General features: G+C 73.9%; 10 protein-coding genes. 8 read left to right on the forward strand and 2 right to left on the reverse strand.

The features are described from left to right. Positions 1 to 6 precede the first annotated feature (6 nt). Positions 7 to 1,194: an FAD-dependent oxidoreductase gene (locus tag ACGFIW_RS22260; protein WP_393318762.1), complete on the forward strand. Its 1,188-nt coding sequence runs from the start codon at positions 7 to 9 to the stop codon at positions 1,192 to 1,194. Between the two features lie 170 nt (positions 1,195 to 1,364). On the opposite strand, the gene ACGFIW_RS22265 is transcribed toward ACGFIW_RS22260, so the two are convergent. Further along, the gene (locus ACGFIW_RS22265; RefSeq protein WP_393318765.1) at positions 1,365 to 2,210 is read right to left on the reverse strand and encodes a GNAT family N-acetyltransferase; all 846 of its coding nucleotides are present in this window, start codon (positions 2,208 to 2,210) and stop codon (positions 1,365 to 1,367) included. Positions 2,211 to 2,374: 164 nt separating this feature from the next. Between ACGFIW_RS22265 and gltB the strand changes: the two genes are divergently transcribed. From gltB to ACGFIW_RS22285, 4 genes are all read left to right on the forward strand, one after another. Then, the gene (gene gltB, locus ACGFIW_RS22270; protein WP_393319410.1) at positions 2,375 to 7,057 is read left to right on the forward strand and encodes a glutamate synthase large subunit; all 4,683 of its coding nucleotides are present in this window, start codon (positions 2,375 to 2,377) and stop codon (positions 7,055 to 7,057) included. Then, a complete protein-coding gene (locus ACGFIW_RS22275; RefSeq protein ID WP_393318768.1) occupies positions 7,050 to 8,585 on the forward strand; it encodes a glutamate synthase subunit beta in 1,536 nt (511 codons plus the stop codon). Before gltB ends, ACGFIW_RS22275 begins: the two co-directional genes overlap by 8 nt. Positions 8,586 to 8,753: 168 nt before the next feature. Continuing rightward, positions 8,754 to 10,139: an MFS transporter gene (locus ACGFIW_RS22280; protein WP_393318771.1), complete on the forward strand. Its 1,386-nt coding sequence runs from the start codon at positions 8,754 to 8,756 to the stop codon at positions 10,137 to 10,139. A 69-nt stretch (positions 10,140 to 10,208) separates the two neighbouring features. Continuing rightward, the gene (locus ACGFIW_RS22285; RefSeq protein ID WP_393318773.1) at positions 10,209 to 10,799 is read left to right on the forward strand and encodes a hypothetical protein; all 591 of its coding nucleotides are present in this window, start codon (positions 10,209 to 10,211) and stop codon (positions 10,797 to 10,799) included. A 231-nt stretch (positions 10,800 to 11,030) separates the two neighbouring features. Here the strand turns inward: ACGFIW_RS22285 and ACGFIW_RS22290 are convergent, their stop codons facing one another. Beyond that, positions 11,031 to 12,557 carry a M1 family metallopeptidase gene (locus ACGFIW_RS22290; RefSeq protein ID WP_393319413.1) on the reverse strand — a complete coding sequence of 509 codons (1,527 nt, stop codon included), beginning with the start codon at positions 12,555 to 12,557 and terminating at the stop codon, positions 11,031 to 11,033. A gap of 153 nt (positions 12,558 to 12,710) precedes the next feature. Between ACGFIW_RS22290 and ACGFIW_RS22295 the strand changes: the two genes are divergently transcribed. From ACGFIW_RS22295 to ACGFIW_RS22305, 3 genes are all read left to right on the forward strand, one after another. Continuing rightward, positions 12,711 to 15,440: a hypothetical protein gene (locus ACGFIW_RS22295; RefSeq protein ID WP_393318776.1), complete on the forward strand. Its 2,730-nt coding sequence runs from the start codon at positions 12,711 to 12,713 to the stop codon at positions 15,438 to 15,440. Positions 15,441 to 15,522: 82 nt separating this feature from the next. Further along, positions 15,523 to 18,078, forward strand: coding sequence for an FtsK/SpoIIIE domain-containing protein (locus ACGFIW_RS22300; RefSeq protein WP_393318779.1), 2,556 nt, complete (start codon positions 15,523 to 15,525; stop codon positions 18,076 to 18,078). Between the two features lie 2 nt (positions 18,079 to 18,080). Further along, a complete protein-coding gene (locus tag ACGFIW_RS22305) occupies positions 18,081 to 19,193 on the forward strand; it encodes a hypothetical protein (protein WP_393318781.1) in 1,113 nt (370 codons plus the stop codon). Positions 19,194 to 19,259 lie beyond the last annotated feature (66 nt).

Consider the following 19,259-nt stretch of genomic DNA (forward strand, 5'->3'; position numbering starts at 1 on the left):
GCACCAATGCGAAGCGCGGTGGTGGTCGGCGCAGGGGTCGGTGGCCTCGCGGTGGCCGGCGCGCTGGCCCGCTCCGGCTGGCAGGTCACCGTCTTGGAGCGGGCCGAACGGATCCGCCCCGAACCGACCGCCGTGGTGCTCTGGCCCAACGGAGTCCGCGCGTTGCAGGCCCTCGGCCTCGGCGCGGGCCTGGCCGCCATCGCCACCCCGCTGCCCGACGGTGGGGTCCGTCGCCCCGATGGGCACTGGCTCGTGCAGCCTCGGCCCATCCCGGCCGACCGGATGCCGGTCGTGGTGCACCGCGAGGACCTGCACGACGCGCTGATCGCCGGCCTCGGCGAGCGGGTCGAGCTGCGTACCGGCGTGACCGTGCGCCACGTCCGGGTCGAGCCGGGGGAACGGCCCGCGGTCAGCGACGGACGGCACCTCATCGAGGCCGACCTGGTGGTCGCCGCCGACGGCACGGACAGCGGCATCCGCCGCCAACTCGCCCCCGAGTCCCGGGTGATCAGCTCCGGATGCGCGGCGTGGCGGGCCGTCATTCCCTGGTACCAGGCACCTCGGCTGCCCGACGACCAACCGTTGGCCGGTGAGATCCTCGGTGCCGGTTACCGGTTCGTGGCCGCGTCGCTCGGCGATCGCGGTTCCTCGGGTGGGTCCACCCGAGGCGGCATCTACTGGGTGGCCACCGCCGCCGGCGCGCCACGCCCGGAGCCACCGGAGACCCAGCTCGCCCTCCTACGCCGCTGGTACGCGGGCTGGCCCGCCCCGATCGGCGCGCTGCTCGACGCCACCGACCCGGCCGACCTGGTCCAGCAGGAGGTCCGCGAGTTACGTCCGCTGCCCCGTACGTACGGGTTCCCGGTCGGGCCGGGCGGAGTGGTGCTGCTCGGCGACGCGGCGCACGCCATGCCGCCGCACCTGGGACAGGGCGCCTGCCTGGCGTTCGAGGACGCCGCCACGCTCGCCTCCCTGCTGCGCGAGGCTCGACTGCCCGACGCGGTCCAGGCGTACGACCGGGTACGCCGCCCCCGGGCCGCGACGGTGGTCCGGCAGACCCGGCGGATGTCGGCGGTGCTTCAGACCCGGGGCCGGCTGGCGCTGCGCGCCCGCGACGCCGCACTGGGCACGATCAACACCCGTCTACTCTCCAGCGCCGCCGCCTCCGCCGCCCAGTGGCGCCCCCCAGCCTGAGCAACCCACCCCGCGCCCACCCCACCCCACCCCACCGCGCCGATCTTGCACTTTCTGTCGCCGATATGCGTTCAATGCCCTGTTTCGTCGCGGCAGAAAGTGCAAGATCGCGCGGGGCAGGGCGGTGTGCGCGGGGCAAGATCGCGCGGGGCAGGGTGCGCGGGGTGGGATTACGGGATGAGGGGGGTGGGCTCGGCTATGCAGGCGGTGCCGATTCGGCGGAAGCCGACCCGCAGGTAGACCCGGGCGATGTCGTCGCTGCCCGCCGAGAGGAAGATCAGGTCGGTGCCGGCCGCGTGTAGCTCGCGGGCGAGGGTGGCGGTGAGCGCGGCGCCCAGCCCGCGTCGGCGAGCGGCCGGCAGGGTGGCCACGCCGGCGATCTCCGCGACGTCACCCACGCGCATGGCCATGCCACTGGCCAGCGCACCGTCGGACGGGGTGGCGGCGAGCGCGGAGATCCGTCGGCCGTCGGCGATCCGGGTGCGCTCCTCGTCGAGCGCGGCCAGTTCGAGTTCGGTGACGGCGGCGTCCCGCTCGGCCGGGCCGGCCTCACCTGGTGCGGTGCCGGCGGCGGCGAACGACACCGCTGCCACGGCGCGCCGGGCGGCGACGTCGGCGGCGAAGCCGGGGGAGTCCGCGGCCAGCACCCGCACCGCGACGTCGGACAGCGTCGCCGGGTCGGGCAGCGCGGTCGGGTCGAGCACCATGAGCGGCGCCTCCAGCACGCTCAGCCCCGCCGAGCGGGCCACCGCCAGCAGCTCGGGAGTCGTCTCGTGGACCCACTCGAAGGCTTCCGGCAGGCCCAGGTCGCGCTGCCGCTCGCGTACCGAGGTCACGTCGGCCAGGGACGGCGGCTCGCTGGCGCCGATCCGGGGACGGGCGTAGAACGGCCAACCGGCACCCTCGCGGACGAACAGCACCAGCCCGCCATGCTCCTCCGCACCGGCGACGTCGCGGGGCACCGCGTCGTAGAAGCGTTCCAACCGGTCGAAGATGTCCCTGTGTAGCGGATCCACCGCGCGAGACTACACGTCCCAGACTCTGGACGGTGTGATCAATCTCGGGTGGCAGTGCGTGCCTGGCCCTAACGTAGACTCAATAGACCCACGGGCCGACGTCGTCCCCACCATGATCAACCTGAGTGACGACAGGAGGCCCGGTGGTTCAGCCGTACGCGGAAATGACACAGCCGCACCCGCACAGCCCGCAGGCGTCCCCGATGCCCGGCGCCCGTCCGTCCGCCCAGGGCCTCTACGACCCCGGGCAGGAGCACGACGCCTGCGGGGTGGCCTTCGTGGCGGACCTGCACGGTCGCCGTTCACACGCGGTCGTCGCCAACGGGCTCGGCGCGCTCTGCCGCCTGGACCACCGGGGTGCCCGGGGCGCGGAACCGAACACCGGCGACGGCGCCGGCATCATGATCCAGGTGCCCGACGCGTTCCTGCGCGCGGCGGCCGGCGTCGCGCTGCCTCCGGCGGGCGAGTACGCCACCGGGCTGGTCTTCCTTCCCGACGACGACGCCGCCGAGGCGCGTGCCCGGCAGGTGGTCGAGAAGTACGCACTGGTCGAGGGCGCCGACGTGCTCGGCTGGCGGGACGTGCCGATCGTCCCGGAGGGGCTCGGCGAGACCGCCCTGGCGGCGATGCCCCGGGTCCGGCAGGTCTTCGTGGCCGCGCGCCGGCTCACCGACTCACCCGCCGGCCCGGCCGGCTCCGCGCTGAGCGGCATCGAGCTGGACCGGGTGGCGTTCTGCCTGCGCAAGCAGGCCGAACGCGAGACCGCCGAGCGGGGCGTGCCGGCCTACTTCCCGTCGCTGTCCAGCCGGACGATGGTCTACAAGGGCATGCTCACCCCCGACCAGCTGCCGGCGTTCTACCCGGACCTGCGCGACGAGCGGGTGGACAGCGCGATCGCGCTCGTGCACTCCCGTTTCTCGACCAACACGTTCCCGTCCTGGCCGCTGGCGCACCCGTACCGGTTCATCGCCCACAACGGCGAGATCAACACGATCCGCGGCAACCGCAACTGGATGCAGGCCCGCGAGGCGCTGCTGCGCTCGCCGAACGTGCCGGGCAACATCCGGCGGGTCTTCCCGGTCTGCACCCCCGCCGCCTCCGACTCGGCGAACTTCGACGAGGTCCTGGAGCTGCTGCACCTGGCCGGTCGGAGCCTGCCGCACGCGGTGCTCATGATGATCCCCGAGGCATGGGAGAACGACCCGGGCATGGAGCCGGCCAAGCGGGCCTTCTACCGCTTCCACGCCAGCCTCATGGAGCCGTGGGACGGGCCGGCGTCGGTGGCCTTCACCGACGGCGACATCGTCGGCGCGGTGCTGGACCGCAACGGGCTGCGCCCGGGTCGCTGGTGGCAGACCGACGACGGCCTGGTGGTGCTCGGCTCGGAGGCGGGCGTGCTCGACCTCGACCCGGCGCACGTGGTCGCGAAGGGGCGGCTCCAGCCGGGCCGGATGTTCCTGGTCGACACCGTGGCCGGTCGCATCGTGCACGACGAGGAGATCAAGTCCGAGTTGGCCGCCGCGCAGCCGTACGGTGAGTGGCTGCACGCCGGGCTGATCGAGTTGGACGACCTGCCGGCCCGCGAGCACACCGTCTACACCCACGACTCGGTACGCCGCCGGCAGCAGACCTTCGGGTACACCCAGGAGGAGCTCAAGATCCTGCTCGCGCCGATGGCCCGTACCGGCGCCGAGCCGCTCGGCTCGATGGGCACGGACACTCCGATCTCGCCGCTGTCCACCCGGCCGCGGCTGCTCTACGACTACTTCCACCAGCTCTTCGCCCAGGTCACGAACCCGCCGCTGGACGCCATCCGCGAGGAGTTGGTGACCAGCCTGGCGTCCACGATCGGGCCGGAGGGCAACCTGCTCGACCCGGGTGCGGCGAGTTGCCGGCAGATCGTGCTGCCACACCCGATCATCGACAACGACGAGCTGGCGAAGATCCTCTCCATCGACGAGGACGGCGACCTGCCCGGCTTCAAAGCGGTCCGGGTGTCCGGCCTGTACCGCATCCGGGAGGGCGCCGCCGGGATCAAGGCGCGGCTGACCGAGATCTGCCGGCACGTCTCCGAGGCGATCGAGGACGGCGTCCGCATCCTGGTGCTCTCCGACCGGGACTCCAACGCCGACCTGGCGCCGATCCCGTCGCTGCTGCTCACCGCCGCCGTGCACCAGCACCTGGTACGGGAGCAGACCCGCACCCAGGCGGCACTGATCGTCGAGTCCGGCGACTGCCGGGAGGTGCACCACGCGGCGGTGCTGATCGGCTACGGCGCGGCGGCGGTCAACCCGTACCTGGCGTTCGAGTCGGTGGAGGACATGATCGCCACCGGTGCCCTGCCCGGCGTCGAACCGGCCGCCGCGGTGCGCAACTACGCGAAGGCGCTCGGCAAGGGCGTCCTGAAGATCATGTCGAAGATGGGCATCTCGACGGTCTCCTCGTACTGCGGGGCCCAGGTCTTCGAGGCGGTCGGCCTGGACGGCCGGCTGATCGACCGCTACTTCCGGGGTACGCCCAGCCGCATCGGTGGTGTGGGTCTCGCGGGCGTGCACACCGAGGTGGCGGCACGGCACGCGCTGGCCTGGCCGCCGGCGGGCACCGCCGACTCCGACCGCCTGGAGGTCGGCGGCGAGTACCAGTGGCGCCGTGAGGGTGAGCTGCACCTGTTCAACCCGGAGACGGTCTTCCTGCTCCAGCACGCCACCCGCAGCCGGCAGTACGACGTGTTCCGGCAGTACACCGCCAAGGTCGACGCGCTCGCCGCGCAGGCCGGATCGCTGCGGGGGCTGTTCACGCTGCGTACCGGGGTCCGTCCGGCGGTGCCTCTGGACGAGGTCGAGCCGGCCTCCGAGATCGTGAAGCGGTTCGCCACCGGTGCCATGTCGTACGGGTCGATCTCGGCGGAGGCGCACGAGACGCTCGCCATCGCCATGAACCGGCTCGGCGGCAAGTCCAACACCGGTGAGGGCGGCGAGGACGTCGAGCGGCTGCACGACCCGACTCGCCGCTCGGCGGTCAAGCAGATCGCCAGTGGCCGGTTCGGTGTGACAAGCGAATACCTGGTCAACGCCGACGACCTCCAGATCAAGATGGCGCAGGGCGCCAAGCCCGGCGAGGGTGGCCAACTGCCCGGCAACAAGGTCTGGCCGTGGATCGCCCGCACCCGGCACGCCACGCCCGGCGTCGGCCTGATCTCCCCGCCGCCGCACCACGACATCTACTCCATCGAGGACCTGGCCCAGCTCGTCCACGACCTGAAGTGCGTCAACCCGGCCGCCCGGGTGCACGTCAAGCTGGTCAGTGAGGTCGGCGTCGGCACTGTCGCGGCCGGTGTCGCGAAGCTGAAGGCCGACGTCATCCTCATCTCCGGCCACGACGGCGGCACCGGCGCGTCCCCGATGAACTCGCTCAAGCACGCCGGCACCCCGTGGGAGCTGGGGCTGGCCGAGGCCCAGCAGACGTTGCTGCTCAACAAGCTGCGTGACCGGGTCACCGTGCAGGTCGACGGTCAACTCAAGACCGGTCGCGACGTGTTGGTCGCGGCGCTGCTCGGCGCGGAGGAGTTCGGCTTCGCGACCGCGCCGCTGATTGTCGAGGGCTGCGTGATGATGCGGGTCTGCCACCTGGACACCTGCCCGGTCGGCATCGCCACCCAGAACCCGGTGCTGCGGGAGCGCTTCACCGGCAAGCCGGAGTTCGTGGAGAACTTCTTCCTGTTCCTCGCCGAGGAGGTCCGGGGTTACCTGGCGGAGCTGGGCTTCCGGTCCATCGAGGAGGCGATCGGGCAGTCCGAACTGCTCGACGTGGCCCCGGCGGTGACGCACTGGAAGGCGCACGGCCTGGACCTGGCACCCGTGCTGCACCTCCCGGAGCTGCCCGCCGGCGCGGCCCGGCGCGGCGTCCGCGCCCAGGATCACGGCCTGGACCAGGCACTGGACAACGAGCTGATCGCGCTGGCCCGTCCCGCGCTCTCCGAGGGCGCGCCGGTGCGGGTCGAGGTGGCGGTGCGCAACGAGCACCGCAGCGTCGGCGCGATGCTCGGCGGCGAGGTGACCCGTCGTTTCGGCGGTGCCGGCCTTCCGGACGACACCATCGAGTTCGTGCTGCACGGCACGGCGGGGCAGTCGTTCGGCGCGTTCCTGCCGCGCGGGGTGACCCTGCGGCTGCACGGCGACGCCAACGACTACGTGGGCAAGGGCCTCTCCGGGGGGCGGCTCGTCGTCCGTCCGGACGCCGCCGCGCCGTTCCTCGACCCGGACGCCGAGCCGGGCAAGCGCGCGGAGGACCAGATCATCGCCGGCAACACCATCCTGTACGGGGCCACCGCGGGCGAGGTCTTCCTGCGCGGGCGGGTGGGGGAGCGGTTCGCGGTGCGCAACTCCGGTGCGGTCGCGGTGGTCGAGGGTGTCGGTGACCACGGCTGCGAGTACATGACCGGTGGCACGGTGGTGGTGCTCGGCGCGACAGGCCGTAACTTCGCCGCCGGCATGTCCGGCGGTACGGCGTTCGTGCACCACCTGGACCACTCCCGCGTCAACGCGGAGCTGGTCGACCTGGCGCCGCTGAGCGAGCAGGAGCAGACGCTGCTGCACGAGCTGGTCCAGCGGCACGTGGCCGAGACCGGCTCGGCGGTTGCCGAGGAGCTGCTCAAGCGGTGGCCGGAGGCGGTCACCGAGTTCACCGCGGTGGTGCCCCGCGACTACCGCCGGGTTATGGAGATCATGAGGGCCGCCGAAGCCGCCGGCCGCGACGTCGACGACGCGGTGATGAGCGCGCTCAGCGCACCCGCCGCGCCGGTGCCGCCCGCCCCGCGGGTGGCGGCCCAGGAGGTGGCACGTGCCTGACCCGAACGGTTTCCTGCGCTACGACCGGCGACTGCCGGCCCGCCGCCCGGTGCCGGTGCGGATCAGCGACTGGCGGGAGGTGTACCCACCGGCCGGCGAGGAGCTGGTCCGTGAGCAGGCCACCCGCTGCATGGACTGCGGCATCCCGTTCTGCCACGACGGTTGTCCGCTGGGCAACCGCATCCCGGACTGGAACGACCTGGTGCGCACCGGCAACTGGGACGCGGCGGTGGAGTCACTGCACGCCACCAACAACTTCCCGGAGTTCACCGGCCGGCTCTGCCCGGCGCCCTGCGAGGCGGCCTGCGTGCTGGGCATCTCCGGTGGCCAACCGGTGACCATCAAGCAGGTCGAGGTGGAGATCGCCGACGCCGCCGCGGCGCGTGGGTTCACCCCTTCGCCGGTGCCGGCGCCGTCCGGCCGGTCGGTCGCCGTGGTCGGCTCCGGGCCCGCCGGTCTGGCCGCCGCCCAGCAACTGGCCCGCGCCGGTCACGCGGTGACGGTGTACGAGCGCGACGACGCGATCGGTGGCCTGCTCCGGTACGGCATCCCCGACTTCAAGTTGGAGAAGCGGCACATCGACGCCCGGCTGGCCCAGCTCACCGCCGAGGGGGTGCGCTTCCGCACCGGCGTGAACGTCGGGGTGGACGTCACCGCCGAGCAGTTGCGGGCCGAGCACGACGCGGTGCTGCTGACCTGCGGTGCGTTGCAGGGCCGGGACACTCCGGAGACCCCGGGGCGGGCGCTTCGGGGCGTACACCAGGCGATGGCGCACCTGGTCGCGGCCAATCGGGCGGTCGCCACCGCGGCCACCGACGAGCCCGGCGTCGTGGCCACCGGCGAGGGCCGGGCGGGGCGGGCGGTGTTGCCGGACGGCACGCCGATCGACGCGGCCGGCAAGCACGTGGTGATCATCGGTGGTGGTGACACGGCGGCCGACTGCCTCGGCGTGGCGCACCGGCAGGGCGCGGCCGGCGTGCACCAACTCGACCTGTACCCACAGCCGCCGCAGGAGCGCGACGAGGCACGGGACCCGTGGCCGACCTGGCCGTGGATCCTGCGCAGCTATCCGGCGCACGAGGAGGGCGGCGAGCGGGTGTTCGCCGTCGCGGTGCAGGAGTTCGTGGACGACGGCACCGGCCAGGTGCGGGCGGTGCGGATCGCCGAGGTGACTGTGGAGAAGCGCGACGGCCGGCGGGTCGTCACCGTCGTGCCCGGCTCGGAGCGGGAGCTGCCGGCCGATCTGGTGCTGCTGGCGATCGGCTTCGAGGGCACCGAGCAGCAGCCGCTGCTGGCCCAGTTCGGCGTGGCCCGCAACGCGCGGGGTGCCATCGACGCCCGCGACGACTGGCAGACCGACGCCGACGGGGTGTTCGTGGCCGGTGACATGCACCGGGGCGCCTCGCTGATCGTCTGGGCCATCGCCGAGGGTCGTGCGGCGGCCGCCGCCATCCACGGTTACCTCGGCGGTGTGGGTGCGTTGCCGGCCCCGGTCGGCCCGGGCGCGCAGGCCCTCGCCGTTCGCTGACCCTCGGGCGTCCGGCCGGTGCGGCAGTTTGCTGCCGTGCCGGCCGGACATTCCCGCCGGTGAGTCCACTCACAAACATGGGCAAAAAGGTTTAGGTCGGCAAGACTTGCCGGCTGCCGAACCGCGCCGCGATCGGCTCGATCATCTGTCGATCGTGGGAGGTTCGTCGTGGCCACCGGTGCCACCTTCGCCGCGCTGCGCCACCGCAACTACCGGATCTGGGCGCTCGCCGGCTTCGTCTCCGTCATCGGCACCTGGATGCAGGTCCTCGGGGTCAACTGGTACGTCCTGAAGGAGACCGGCTCCGCGACGTCCATGGGCTTCGCGGTGCTGCTCCAGGCGGCGCCCACGCTGCTGCTCAGCGTCTGGGGCGGTGTGCTGGCCGACCGCCTGCCCGCCCGCCCGCTGCTGATCACCGCCCAGGTGGCCCACGCGACGCTCGCCGCCGGCCTGGCGGCGGTCGCCCTGACCGGGGTCGGCGGCCTGCCGCTGATCTTCGCGATCTCCCTGGCCACCGGTGCCGTCTCGGCGATCGAGGGCCCGGTGATGGGGCGCTGGGCCGCCACCCTCGTCGACCGGGAGACGCTGGGCAATGCCCTGGCGCTCGGGTCGCTCACCAACTCCGCCGGGCGCATCCTCGGCATGAGCCTCGGTGCCGTGGCGGTGGCCGCCGTCGGGCCCGCCCTGCTGTTCGGGATCAACGCGGCCAGCTTCGCCGCCGTGGTGGTGGCGCTGTTCGCCGTACGCCCGGGAGCCGCGCCCGGCCTTGCGGGCCCGGACGGCGGATCGAACCGGGGCGGTGTCCGGGCCGGGTTCGCCTACCTGCGCGGGCAGCCGGTGCTGCTCCTCGCGCTCGCCCTGTCGTTCGTGCTCGGCAGCCTGGGCCGCAACTACCAGGTGACGATGGCCGCGATGAGCGACGGGCCGTTGCACGGCGGCGCGTCCGGCTACGGCGTGCTCTCGACCGTGTTCGCTGTCGGCACGGTGGTGGGTGCGCTCGTCGCGGCCCGGCAGCGATCCCTGGGCTACCGGACGCTTGCCGTCGCGGGCATGCTCGCCAGCGGGCTGCAGATCGTCGCCGGCCTCGCACCGGGCACCTTCAGCTTCGCCGCGGTGATCCTGCCGATCGCCGCCGCCGCGGTGGTCATCGACACCACCGTCGGCACCCGCGCCCAACTCGACACCGACGGCGCGATGCGGGGCCGGGTGCTCGCCGCGCTGGCGGTCACCGGCTCGGTCTCCGCCGCGGTCGGTGCGCCGCTGCTCGGCTGGCTCGCCGAACACGCCGGCCCCCGCCAGACGCTCGTGCTCGCCGGATCCACCGCCGCGATCGCCACGGTGGCGGCGGCCGTCGCCCTGGATCGCCAGCGCACCCGCGCGGCCCTCGCGCTTGTCGCACCACGGCCACGTCATCCGGTACGACGAGTGGCGTGGAGGGCGGCCCGGATCGTCCGACCCGCCGGGGCGGTCTGCGTCATCGCGCCCGCCGGGGTGGGGGTGGGCGCGTCCCGGCTCGGGGAGCTGGCCACGGCCGGGCCGCCGGCACGCCGCTGAGACAGCGGTCACCCCGGCCAGCCGGCCTGCGGGACCGACCGCCACGAAGATCATCGTTACGCTGCGATCATGGACATCGAGGAGCGGCTACGGTGGACCCGCCGGTGGCTGTGGATCGTGCTGATCGGGCTCTTCCTGAGCGGTGCCACGGCGTTCCCGCTGGAGATCGAGGTGCGGTGGCTCCTACGCGCGCTGGACCCGCTCTCCGGCCAACTGCCCGCCCTGGTGGGCTGGATCGAGCGGGTGCACACCGGGCTGGTGACGGCCGGCGAGGACTACCCGTTCCTGCTCTACGGCACCGACTGGCTCGCCTTCGCGCACCTGGTGCTGGCGGTGGCGTTCTGGGGGCCGCTGCGCGACCCGGTGCGCAACGTCTGGGTCGTGCAGGTCGGCATGATCGCCTGTGTGGGCATCGTGCCACTGGCGGTGATCTGCGGCCCGATCCGGGACATCCCCTGGTTCTGGACCCTCATCGACCTGTCCTTCGCGGTCGGTGCGTTCCCGCCGCTCTGGTTCGCCTACCGGCACATTCGCGCCATCGAGGCGAGCGCGGGAACTGCCCCTGCCATTCCCGAACGGGTGTCGTCAGCTAGCTGGTCGGGCGGGGGTGAGCAGTACCCCGGTGGTGCCTGTGGAGCTGCCCCATACCTGGGGCGGTGACCTCGCCCCGTTGGCCCGTTGGCCCGTTGGCCCGTTGGCCCGTTGGCCCGTTGGCCCGTTGGCTTGGTGACCCGTTGGCTTGGGACCTGGTGGCCTTGGACCTGGTGGCCTGGTGGCCTGGTGGTCCGGTGGTCCGGGGGTCCGGGGGAAGCCGGGCGCCGGGGGAGGCCGGGCGCCTGGCGGCCGGAGGCGCCCTCCGCGTGGGCGGCGGGCGCCTCCGGTCGGCACGCCCTAGTGCGACAGCAACTCGTGGGACTCGCGGATCTTGGCCCAGGACTTCGGTGCGGTCGGCGCGGCGGTGGCCTTGCGTGCGGTGGCGGCCACGTCGGGTCGGCCGGCGGTGAACAGCCAGGTGGTGAACAGGCCGTCCAGGTCCAGCCCGGAGATCCGTTCGGCCAGGGCCTGGAACTGCTCGATGGTGCCGTTGCCGTACCGGTGCTCGGCGGTCCAGGCCGGCAGGATCTCGAAGAACGCGTCGTCGCCGACGGCCAGCCGGAGCTGGTGCAGGGTCATCGCGCCCCGGTCGTAGACGGCGTCGTCGAAGATCCGGCTTGCCCCCGGGTCACCGGGGAGCACCTGCCAGAACTCGCTGTCGGCCGGGTAGCTGGCGTAGGCGAAGTCGAACACCTCCTGCGCGGTGCCCTCGCCCTGTTCCTCCGACCAGAGCCACTCGGCGTACGACGCGAAACCCTCGTTGAGCCAGATGTTGCGCCACTCGGCCACCGAGACCGAGTCGCCGAACCACTGGTGGGCGTTCTCGTGTGCCACCACGTAGGTGTTGGCGCCGCGCCGCCAGAAGCCCGGCCCGTACACCGGTCGGGTCTGCGTCTCCAGCGCGAAGCCGATGCCGTCGACCGGGCCGGCCACGCCGCCCTGGGCCTCGAACGGGTACGGGCCGAAGATCCCGCTCTCCCAGTCGACGATCTCGGCGGTCCGCTCGATGCTGGCCCGCGCGGCCGGCCCGAGCGCGCCCAGCGAGGTGCTGTACGCGTTGACCACCGGCTGGCCGCTCGGCGTGGTGTCGGTGACGATGTCGTACTGGCCGATGGCCATGAAGGCCAGATAGGGGGCGGTGGGTGAGGTGGTCCGCCAGATCCACCGGGTCCGGTTGCCGGCCTCGGCCGCCGGTGGCCTCGGCTGCACGCCGTTGCTGATCACCTCGACGCCGGTGGGCACCGACACCGAGATGTCGAAGGTGGCCTTGTCCAGGGGGTGGTCGTTGCTCGGGAACCACCACCACGCCGACTCGGGTTCGTTGACCGCGAGTGCCCCGTCATCGGTACGGGTCCAGCCGGTGTAGCCGTCGACCAGCGTCTCCGACGGGATGCCCGTGTAGCGCACCACGATGGTGAGCTGCTGGCCCCGGGTGATCGTGCGGGCCGGGGTGACCACCAGCTCGTGCACACCCGTGGTGCTGGTGGTCGCCGCCCAGCCGTTGACCCGCACCGACTCGACGTCGAGCAGGAAGTCCAGGTTGAACGCCGAGAGGTCCTGTGTGGCGGTGGCGAGAATGGTGGCGGTGCCGCTGAGCTGGTCGGCCGCCGGGTCGTAGCGCAGCCGGACGTCGTAGTGCTCGACGTCGTAGCCACCGTTGCCGTAGTCCGGGAAGTAGGTGTCGCCCAGGCCCGCCGCGCCGGGTTGCGGCGCGGCGGTGACGACGGGCCGGCCCCAACCGGTCGGGGCGGCCTGGCCGGGGGTGCCGGCGAGTAGGGTGCCGGCGGTGGTGAGGGTCAGGACGGCGGTGGCCGCCGTGAACATTCGTCGCACGGGGGGACTCCCTCCATCGGGTGTTCGCCACGTCAACCTAATCGACAACCGTGAGCGTCGCCGGCCCGGCGCGCCCATGGCCGGTCGCCCCCCTCTGGTGTGCCTTGCGCCGCAAGGTCACACTGTGTGGATCGGAGGTGACGTGTGCCGCGATCCGAGGTGCCCAAACGGGAGTTGATCGGCCAGCGCCAGTCGCCCGGAGGCCGGGACCGGCTGCCGCCCGGCGGGCTGGAGTTCTTCGCGCTGCTCGCCCGGCTGCTGCGGCGACCCCGCCGCGGTGACCGGCGACTGCCGCTGCTCTGGCTGGTCCGCTCCGACACCCCGGGCCGCTCCGACACCCCGGGCCGCTCCGACAGCTCGGATCTGATGGTGCCGCTGCGCCGGTTCCTCGGCCAGGGGCCCCGGCGGCGGGTGCCGCACGCCGTGCTGGACGCCGACGCGCCGCCGGGTGCCGGGGACGTGCCGGCGCTGCTGCGCGAGCTGCACCGGCAGCTCTCCCTGGAGGCGTTCGGTGCCGCGCGGCTGCGCTTCCGGCACTACCCGCTCGCCGACTGGCTGATGCACCAGAGCCTCACCTTCGGCGTCGACGCGGACGACAGCCGCTCGGCCCTGGTACGCCGGCTGCGCGACCGTCGCGGCCCGCGTACCCCGGAGACGTTGCCCTCCGGTGGTGACGCGGTCAGCATCGTCTCGCAGGTGCTGCTCTGGCTGGTCCGCCGTGCCGTGCCCAGCGTGGTCTTCCGGGCCGCCGTCTCCGGCCGGGTGCCGGTGCTCGGGCGGCACTACAACTGGTTCATGCGCCAGCAGTACCTCGCGCCCCGGCAGTCGGTCACGTTCCTCGGTTTCGCCGAGCGGCTCACCGCCGGGTGGCGCGACGGCGAGCAACCCGACCAGGTCAACAAGCTGCTGCACGCGTTCCTGGAGGACCTGCGGCAGGCGTACCGCCGTCGGCCGTGGCGGCCGTCGGACTGGCGGCGCACCGCGTACCCGGCGCTGCTGCTCGACCACGTCGCGCCCGGCAACGTCGGCGGGGAACTGGTCCGCCTGATCGGCGACGTCCGCACCGAGACCGGCCGCAACGACCCGCTGCTCATCGTCGCGTCCGGCGGGCAACCCCCACCGGAGCTGCCCGAACCGCACCCGCTGACCGAGGCCGACGAGGCGTACGACGAGTGGGCCGAGGCGCTGCCGGAGATGCGGCGGCTGCGCCGCCCGGCCGCCTGGCTGGTGGCGTTGCGGCCCGACGAGACCGACACCGGCCCGCCGTCGCGGGGCGGGATGCGACCGTTCTCCGCACCCGATCCGCCCTGGTGGTCGCGGCGCTTCCTGCCGGCCGCGCTCAGCCTGGTGCTGCTGGCCGCGGGTGGCGTGTGGGTGGGCAGCCGGTGGGGCCCGGGCTGCCACCCCTCGCTCACCGGTGGTCGGATCTCGGTCGAGGTTGCCGGCAGCGGCGAGTGCGTCGGCTACAGCGACAGCGCGGCGCAGGTGTTCAACAACGACCCCGGCCAGGAGGGGCTGCGGACGATCCAGCGGCGGATCTTCGCGCAGAACCGGGCCGCCGAGGAGGTCTGGCAGCGCAGCGACCGACGCCGGCCCTTCCTCACCCTGGTCTACCTGGGCACCCTGACCGGCAACCGGACCCGCGCCGACGAGGAGTCGTACGTCTCCGAGCGGGAGGAGTTGGAGGGGATGGCCACCGCCCAGTACGCGTTGCTGAAGGAGTCGGCCGGTGCCGACGGGGCCGCGCTGCTGCGGATCGTGGTGGCCAACGGTGGCCGGCAGATGAGCTACGCCGACCGGGCCGTGGCGATGCTGGCCGAGCTGGCCCGGGACGACCCCACGGTGCTCGGGGTGGTCGGGCTGGTGGAGAGCCGCACCAGCACCGCCCGCGCGTTGCGCGAGCTGAACCGGGTCGGGCTGCCGGTGCTGGCCCCCACCCTCTCCGCCGACAAGATGGACGCCAACTCCCGCCTCTACCTCCAGATCTCCGCCCCGAACAAGGACCAGGTGAAGCTCGTCGACGCGTACGCCCAGCAGGTGTTGAAGGTCGACCAGGCGCACGTCTACTACACGACCCTGGAGGGCAGCACGCTCAGCGAGGACCTGTACGTGAACACCCTCGTCGACGGGCTGCGGCAACGGTTCGGCACGCGGATCACCCGCCTGGACAAGTGGAGCACCGGTCAACGGTTGACCGACGAGTGCGGCTACCCGGGTCTGCTCTTCTACGCGGGTCGGTGGTCCGAGTTCGACGGTTTCCTGCGGGCGCTGCGCGAGTGCGGCGCCAACCCGCCCCGACACCTGGTCGCCGACGATTCGGCGAACCGCTACATGGCCAACCCCGGGCTGCGCGCCGCCGCGCCCGGCAACCTGCCTGTCACGTACGTCTCCAAGGCCGCGCTGGCCACCTGCGCGGCGCTGCGGGCGGCGCAGGACCGGCGCGACGACGCCCGGGCCAGCTTCCTGTCCTGGATCCAGGCCGACGACCTGCTCGATCAGCCGCGCTGCCGACCGGGCTCGGAGCGGCAGGTCGGTGAGCGGGTCAGCCTCGCCTACGACGCGTCGATGATGCTGATCCGGGCGGTGGAGAGCCTCGCCGCCCGGCTGCACCACGCCGACCCGCGGCAACGCTGGGAGCCGACGTCGGTCAACCCGGTCGGTGTGCACGCGGAGGTGCTGCGGCAGAACGCCGGCCAGGGCTACCCGGGGGTCGCCGGGCTGATCCGGTTCACCCCCGACTCGGGTGAGCCGGTCGACAAACGGCTCGCCCTGATGCGGGTGGAGCAGGTGCCCGACGTGGCGACGGCGCCGGTGGAGGTGTTCCGCTGTGGGGTGGCCGACGCGTCCACCCCGGCGACCTGCGGTCCGGCGTGACACGGCCCTGGGACTGTCCGGTTGTCCCAGGTGTCCGTTAGGGTTCCTGGGACCAGACGGCCGTTGGCGTTGGGGGCAGAGGTTGGGCAGGCTCGCGTCGGCGTACGAGCAGGCGGTTCACTCCCACCGGGCGGCCCGGTCACACCTGGACACCGCCCGCGGCGTGCTCGGCGCCGCGCCGACGGCCGCCGCGCCGGCCGGCACCGCCGAGCTGGTGGCCCGCCTCGCCCACCTCGGCGGCACCCTGGCCACTCCCGCGCCGGGTGCCACGCCGCTGACCGACGAGCCGACCGCGGTCCGGATCGGCGCGGCGTCCACCCCGGACGGCGGCTTCCCGGTGCTGGTCCCGCTCGGCGGCGGCCACCACCTGGCGGTGGACGCCGATGTCCGGGACCCGCAGGTCGCCGGGTTGTTGCGGGCGCTGGTGCTGCGGCTGGTCGCCACCGCGCCGCCCGGTCAGGTCCGGGTCGCCGGCATCGACACCGCCGCGGTGGGCGCCACCTTCGGTCCGCTGCGCCCGTTGCTCGACGCCGGGGTGCTGCTTCCGCCGGCGACCGGCGAGGCCGAGGTGGCCGCTCTTCTGGCCTCCGCCGAGCGGCACGCCCGCGCGGCGCAGCACGCCCAGCCCGCCGCCCGGCACCTGCTGGTGGTGGTCGCCACCGCCGCGCCGCCGCCGCGCGAGCTGGCCCGGCTCGCCGCGCTCACCCATGCCGGCCCGGCCGCCGCCGTCTGCGTGCTGCTCGCCGGCCACCCGTCGCGGCTGCCCGGCGAGACCCCGACGCCGCTGGGCGGCACCACCGCGATCCGGCTCCACCAGGGGTACGCGCACGTCGGCGACCCGCCCGGCACCCCGTTCAGCGCGGACGGCACCGGTCTCGCCGCTCCCGTCCTGCTCGACGGTGATCCGCCGGCGGCGTCGGTACGCGCGCTCGCCGACCACCTGGCCGCCGCCGCCCGCCGCTCCGACGCGCTGCCCTTCACCGACCTGCTGCCCGAGCGGCGGTGGGACGAGTCCGCCGCCAACGGCCTGCGGACGGTGATCGGTCGGGCCGGCGGCACCGCGCCGACCGTCGACCTCGACGCCCCGCTGACGCTCGCCTTCGACGACGCCACCCCGCACTGGCTGGTCGGTGGGCGCACCGGCGCCGGCAAGACCGTCTTCCTGCTCGACGTCCTCTACGGGTTGGCCGCCCGCTATTCTCCGGCCGAGTTGCAGCTCTACCTGCTCGACTTCAAGGAGGGGGTGAGCTTCACCGAGTTCGTGCCCACGAGCCGCGACCCGTCCTGGCTGCCGCACGCCCGTGCCGTCGGCATCGAGTCCGACCGCGAGTACGGTCTCGCCGTCCTGCGCGAGCTACGCCGGGAGGCGCAACGCCGGGCCACCGCGCTGAAGCGCCACGGCGTCACCAAACTCGCCGACCTGCCCCGGGACAATCCGCTGCCGCGCATCGTGGCGGTCATCGACGAGTTCCACGTGTTGCTCGCCGGCAACGACGCCCTGGCCCGCGAATCCGTCGACCTGCTGGAAGAGCTGGCCCGCAAGGGCCGCTCGTACGGCATCCACCTGGTGCTGGCCAGCCAGAGCATGACCGGCATCGAGGCCCTCTACGGGCGGGCCGAGGCGATCTTCGGCCAGTTCGCGTTGCGGGTGGCACTGCCCGGCGGTGGCGGGGTGCTCGACCAACTCAACACCGCCGCCGCGGCCCTGCCGGTCGGCTCCGCGGTGGTCAACACCGCCGCCGGTGCGGTCGGCGCCGACACGGTGCTGCGCTTCCCGGACGCGCACGCCGCGGCGGCGGACGTCGCCGCGTTGCGCCACGAGCTGTGGCAGGCCCGCCCGCCGGGCTCGCGGGCACCGGCGGTCTTCAAGGGGTACGAAGCCGCGCGGGTCGAGGACGACCCCACCTTCGCCGGGCTGCGCCCCGGTGGCCGGCGTCCGATGGCCCTGGTCGGCCGGACCGTCGACGTGCACGGCACCACCGCGCTGTTCCTGATGGACGCCACCCCCGGCCGGCACCTGGCCGTGGTGGGCACCGCACCGGCCGGCGCGGACGTGCTGCGCGCCGCGACGCTCAGCCTGGCCCGCCAGCACCACCCCGGCGACGCCCGGTTCCAGCTCGCCTCCCTGGTCACCGCCGCCGACCTGGTCGCCGACGACACCGAAGCGGTCCTGCGGGCGGCCGGTCACCCGGTGCACCGCCTCGACGCCGCCGGGCTGCGCGAGCGCATCGCCACGCTGGCCGCCGAGCCCACCGGCCGGGAATACCTGGTGGTGTTCGGCATGGACGCCGCCGCGCCGGTCCTCGGTGCCACCGACCCGGGCACCTTCCGCTCCGGTCTGGACGACCTGCGCGCCCTGCTGCGTCAGGGCCCCGGGCAGGGGGTGCACCTGCTCGGCTGGTGGCGGGGGCTGCGCCGGCTCGCCGACGACCTCGGCGGCACCCAGAACCGCGACGACGCGGCCTGCCTGGTGGCGCTCAACGTGCCCGGCAGCGAGTTGGCCCTGCACCTCGGGGCGCACGACCTGACCTACACGCCCCGCGCCGACCGGGCGCTGCTGATCGACCGGCACGACCAGCGCACCCGGCTGATCGTCCCGTTCGCCGGCGAGGAGCACGAGCCGGACGGGGAGCGGTGACAGTGTCCTTCGAGGAGTACACGGCGCTGGCCCGACAACTCGCCGCGCAGCGCCGTGCCGGCGAGCAGCACGCCGCCGCCGAGTCCGAGCGCCGTCGTGACCTGCACGCCGCCGTCGACTACCTGCACCAGCGGCTGACCGCCCAGGGGCATCGCCTCGACCAGCTCGGCCGAGCCATCGGCGTCGACACGCCGCCCGCGTCTCCTGCTTCCGGCTCTGGCGCGGCTTCCGGGTCCGGCGCGGCTTCCGGGTCCGGCTTCGGCGCGGCCTCCGGTTCCGGCGCGGCCTCCGCGTCCGGCTTCGGCGCGGCTTCCGGTTCCGGCGCGGCCTCCGGGTCCGGCTTCGGCGCGGCCTCCGGCTTCGGCGCGGCCTCCGGCTTCGGCGCGGCTTCCGGGTCCGACTTCGGTCCGGCCTCCGCTGCCGGCTCCGACCCGGTCTCCGGGTCCGCGTCCGGCTTCGGTTCGGCCTCCGCTGCCGGGTCCGTCCATCCCAGTGCGGCGGGGTCTGGCCCGGCCTCGGCTGCCGGGGCTTCGACGGCACCCGGAACCGGGGACGGGGGACCCGACGGCGCAGCCGGCGTGTCGGGGCGGGCGGGTGTCGGGGCGTACCCCCAGGTGCCGGCGGGGGAGGCGCGGCTGGCGCTGCCGACGGCGGTGAGTCCGGCGGGCGCCGGGGTGCCGGCGCAGCGGGCGGCGGTGGTCGACCCGGTGGTGGAGTTGGAGTTGGCCCGGCGGATGGCCGACGAGGCCGACCGGCACGGGCAGCAGGCGGAGCTGCTGGCCCAGCGGCCGGCGTTGCTGCCGACGTGGTCACCGCTGGCACGGGCGGTCGCCGTCTACGCCGGTTGCGGGGCCGCCGCCGGGGTGATCGTGCTGGCCCTGGTGCTCGCCTCCGGGGTGGGCCTGGTCGACGGGTTCACCCTGGGTGCGTGGATCTGCGCGGGGCTGCCGGCGGTGGCGTTCTTCGGCGGGTACCTGGTGCTGGGCCGCTGGGGACGGCCCGCGATGGTCGCCGGCACCCCGCCGCGATATCTGCCGCTGGGATTCCTGATCTGTTTTCTGCTGGTCCCGATGGGCTACTGCGCCTACCTGCTGTTGGTGCGCGGCCTGCGCTGAGCCTCGCCGCGGTCCCGCCCGGCCCGTGTCAGGCCTGCTCGGCCCGCGCTCGGCTTGATCGGCTCG

This window comes from Micromonospora sp. NPDC048935, assembly GCF_043197875.1.
Lineage (GTDB): Bacteria > Actinomycetota > Actinomycetes > Mycobacteriales > Micromonosporaceae > Micromonospora.

What these genes read in the sequence shown, in the direction of transcription:
- ACGFIW_RS22290 (WP_393319413.1), bottom strand. Translation starts at nt 12,557, where the DNA reads ATGTTCACGGCGGCCACCGCCGTCCTGACCCTCACCACCGCCGGCACC.
- ACGFIW_RS22260 (WP_393318762.1), top strand. Translation starts at nt 7, where the DNA reads ATGCGAAGCGCGGTGGTGGTCGGCGCAGGGGTCGGTGGCCTCGCGGTG.
- ACGFIW_RS22285 (WP_393318773.1), top strand. Translation starts at nt 10,209, where the DNA reads ATGGACATCGAGGAGCGGCTACGGTGGACCCGCCGGTGGCTGTGGATC.
- gltB (WP_393319410.1), top strand. Translation starts at nt 2,375, where the DNA reads ATGACACAGCCGCACCCGCACAGCCCGCAGGCGTCCCCGATGCCCGGC.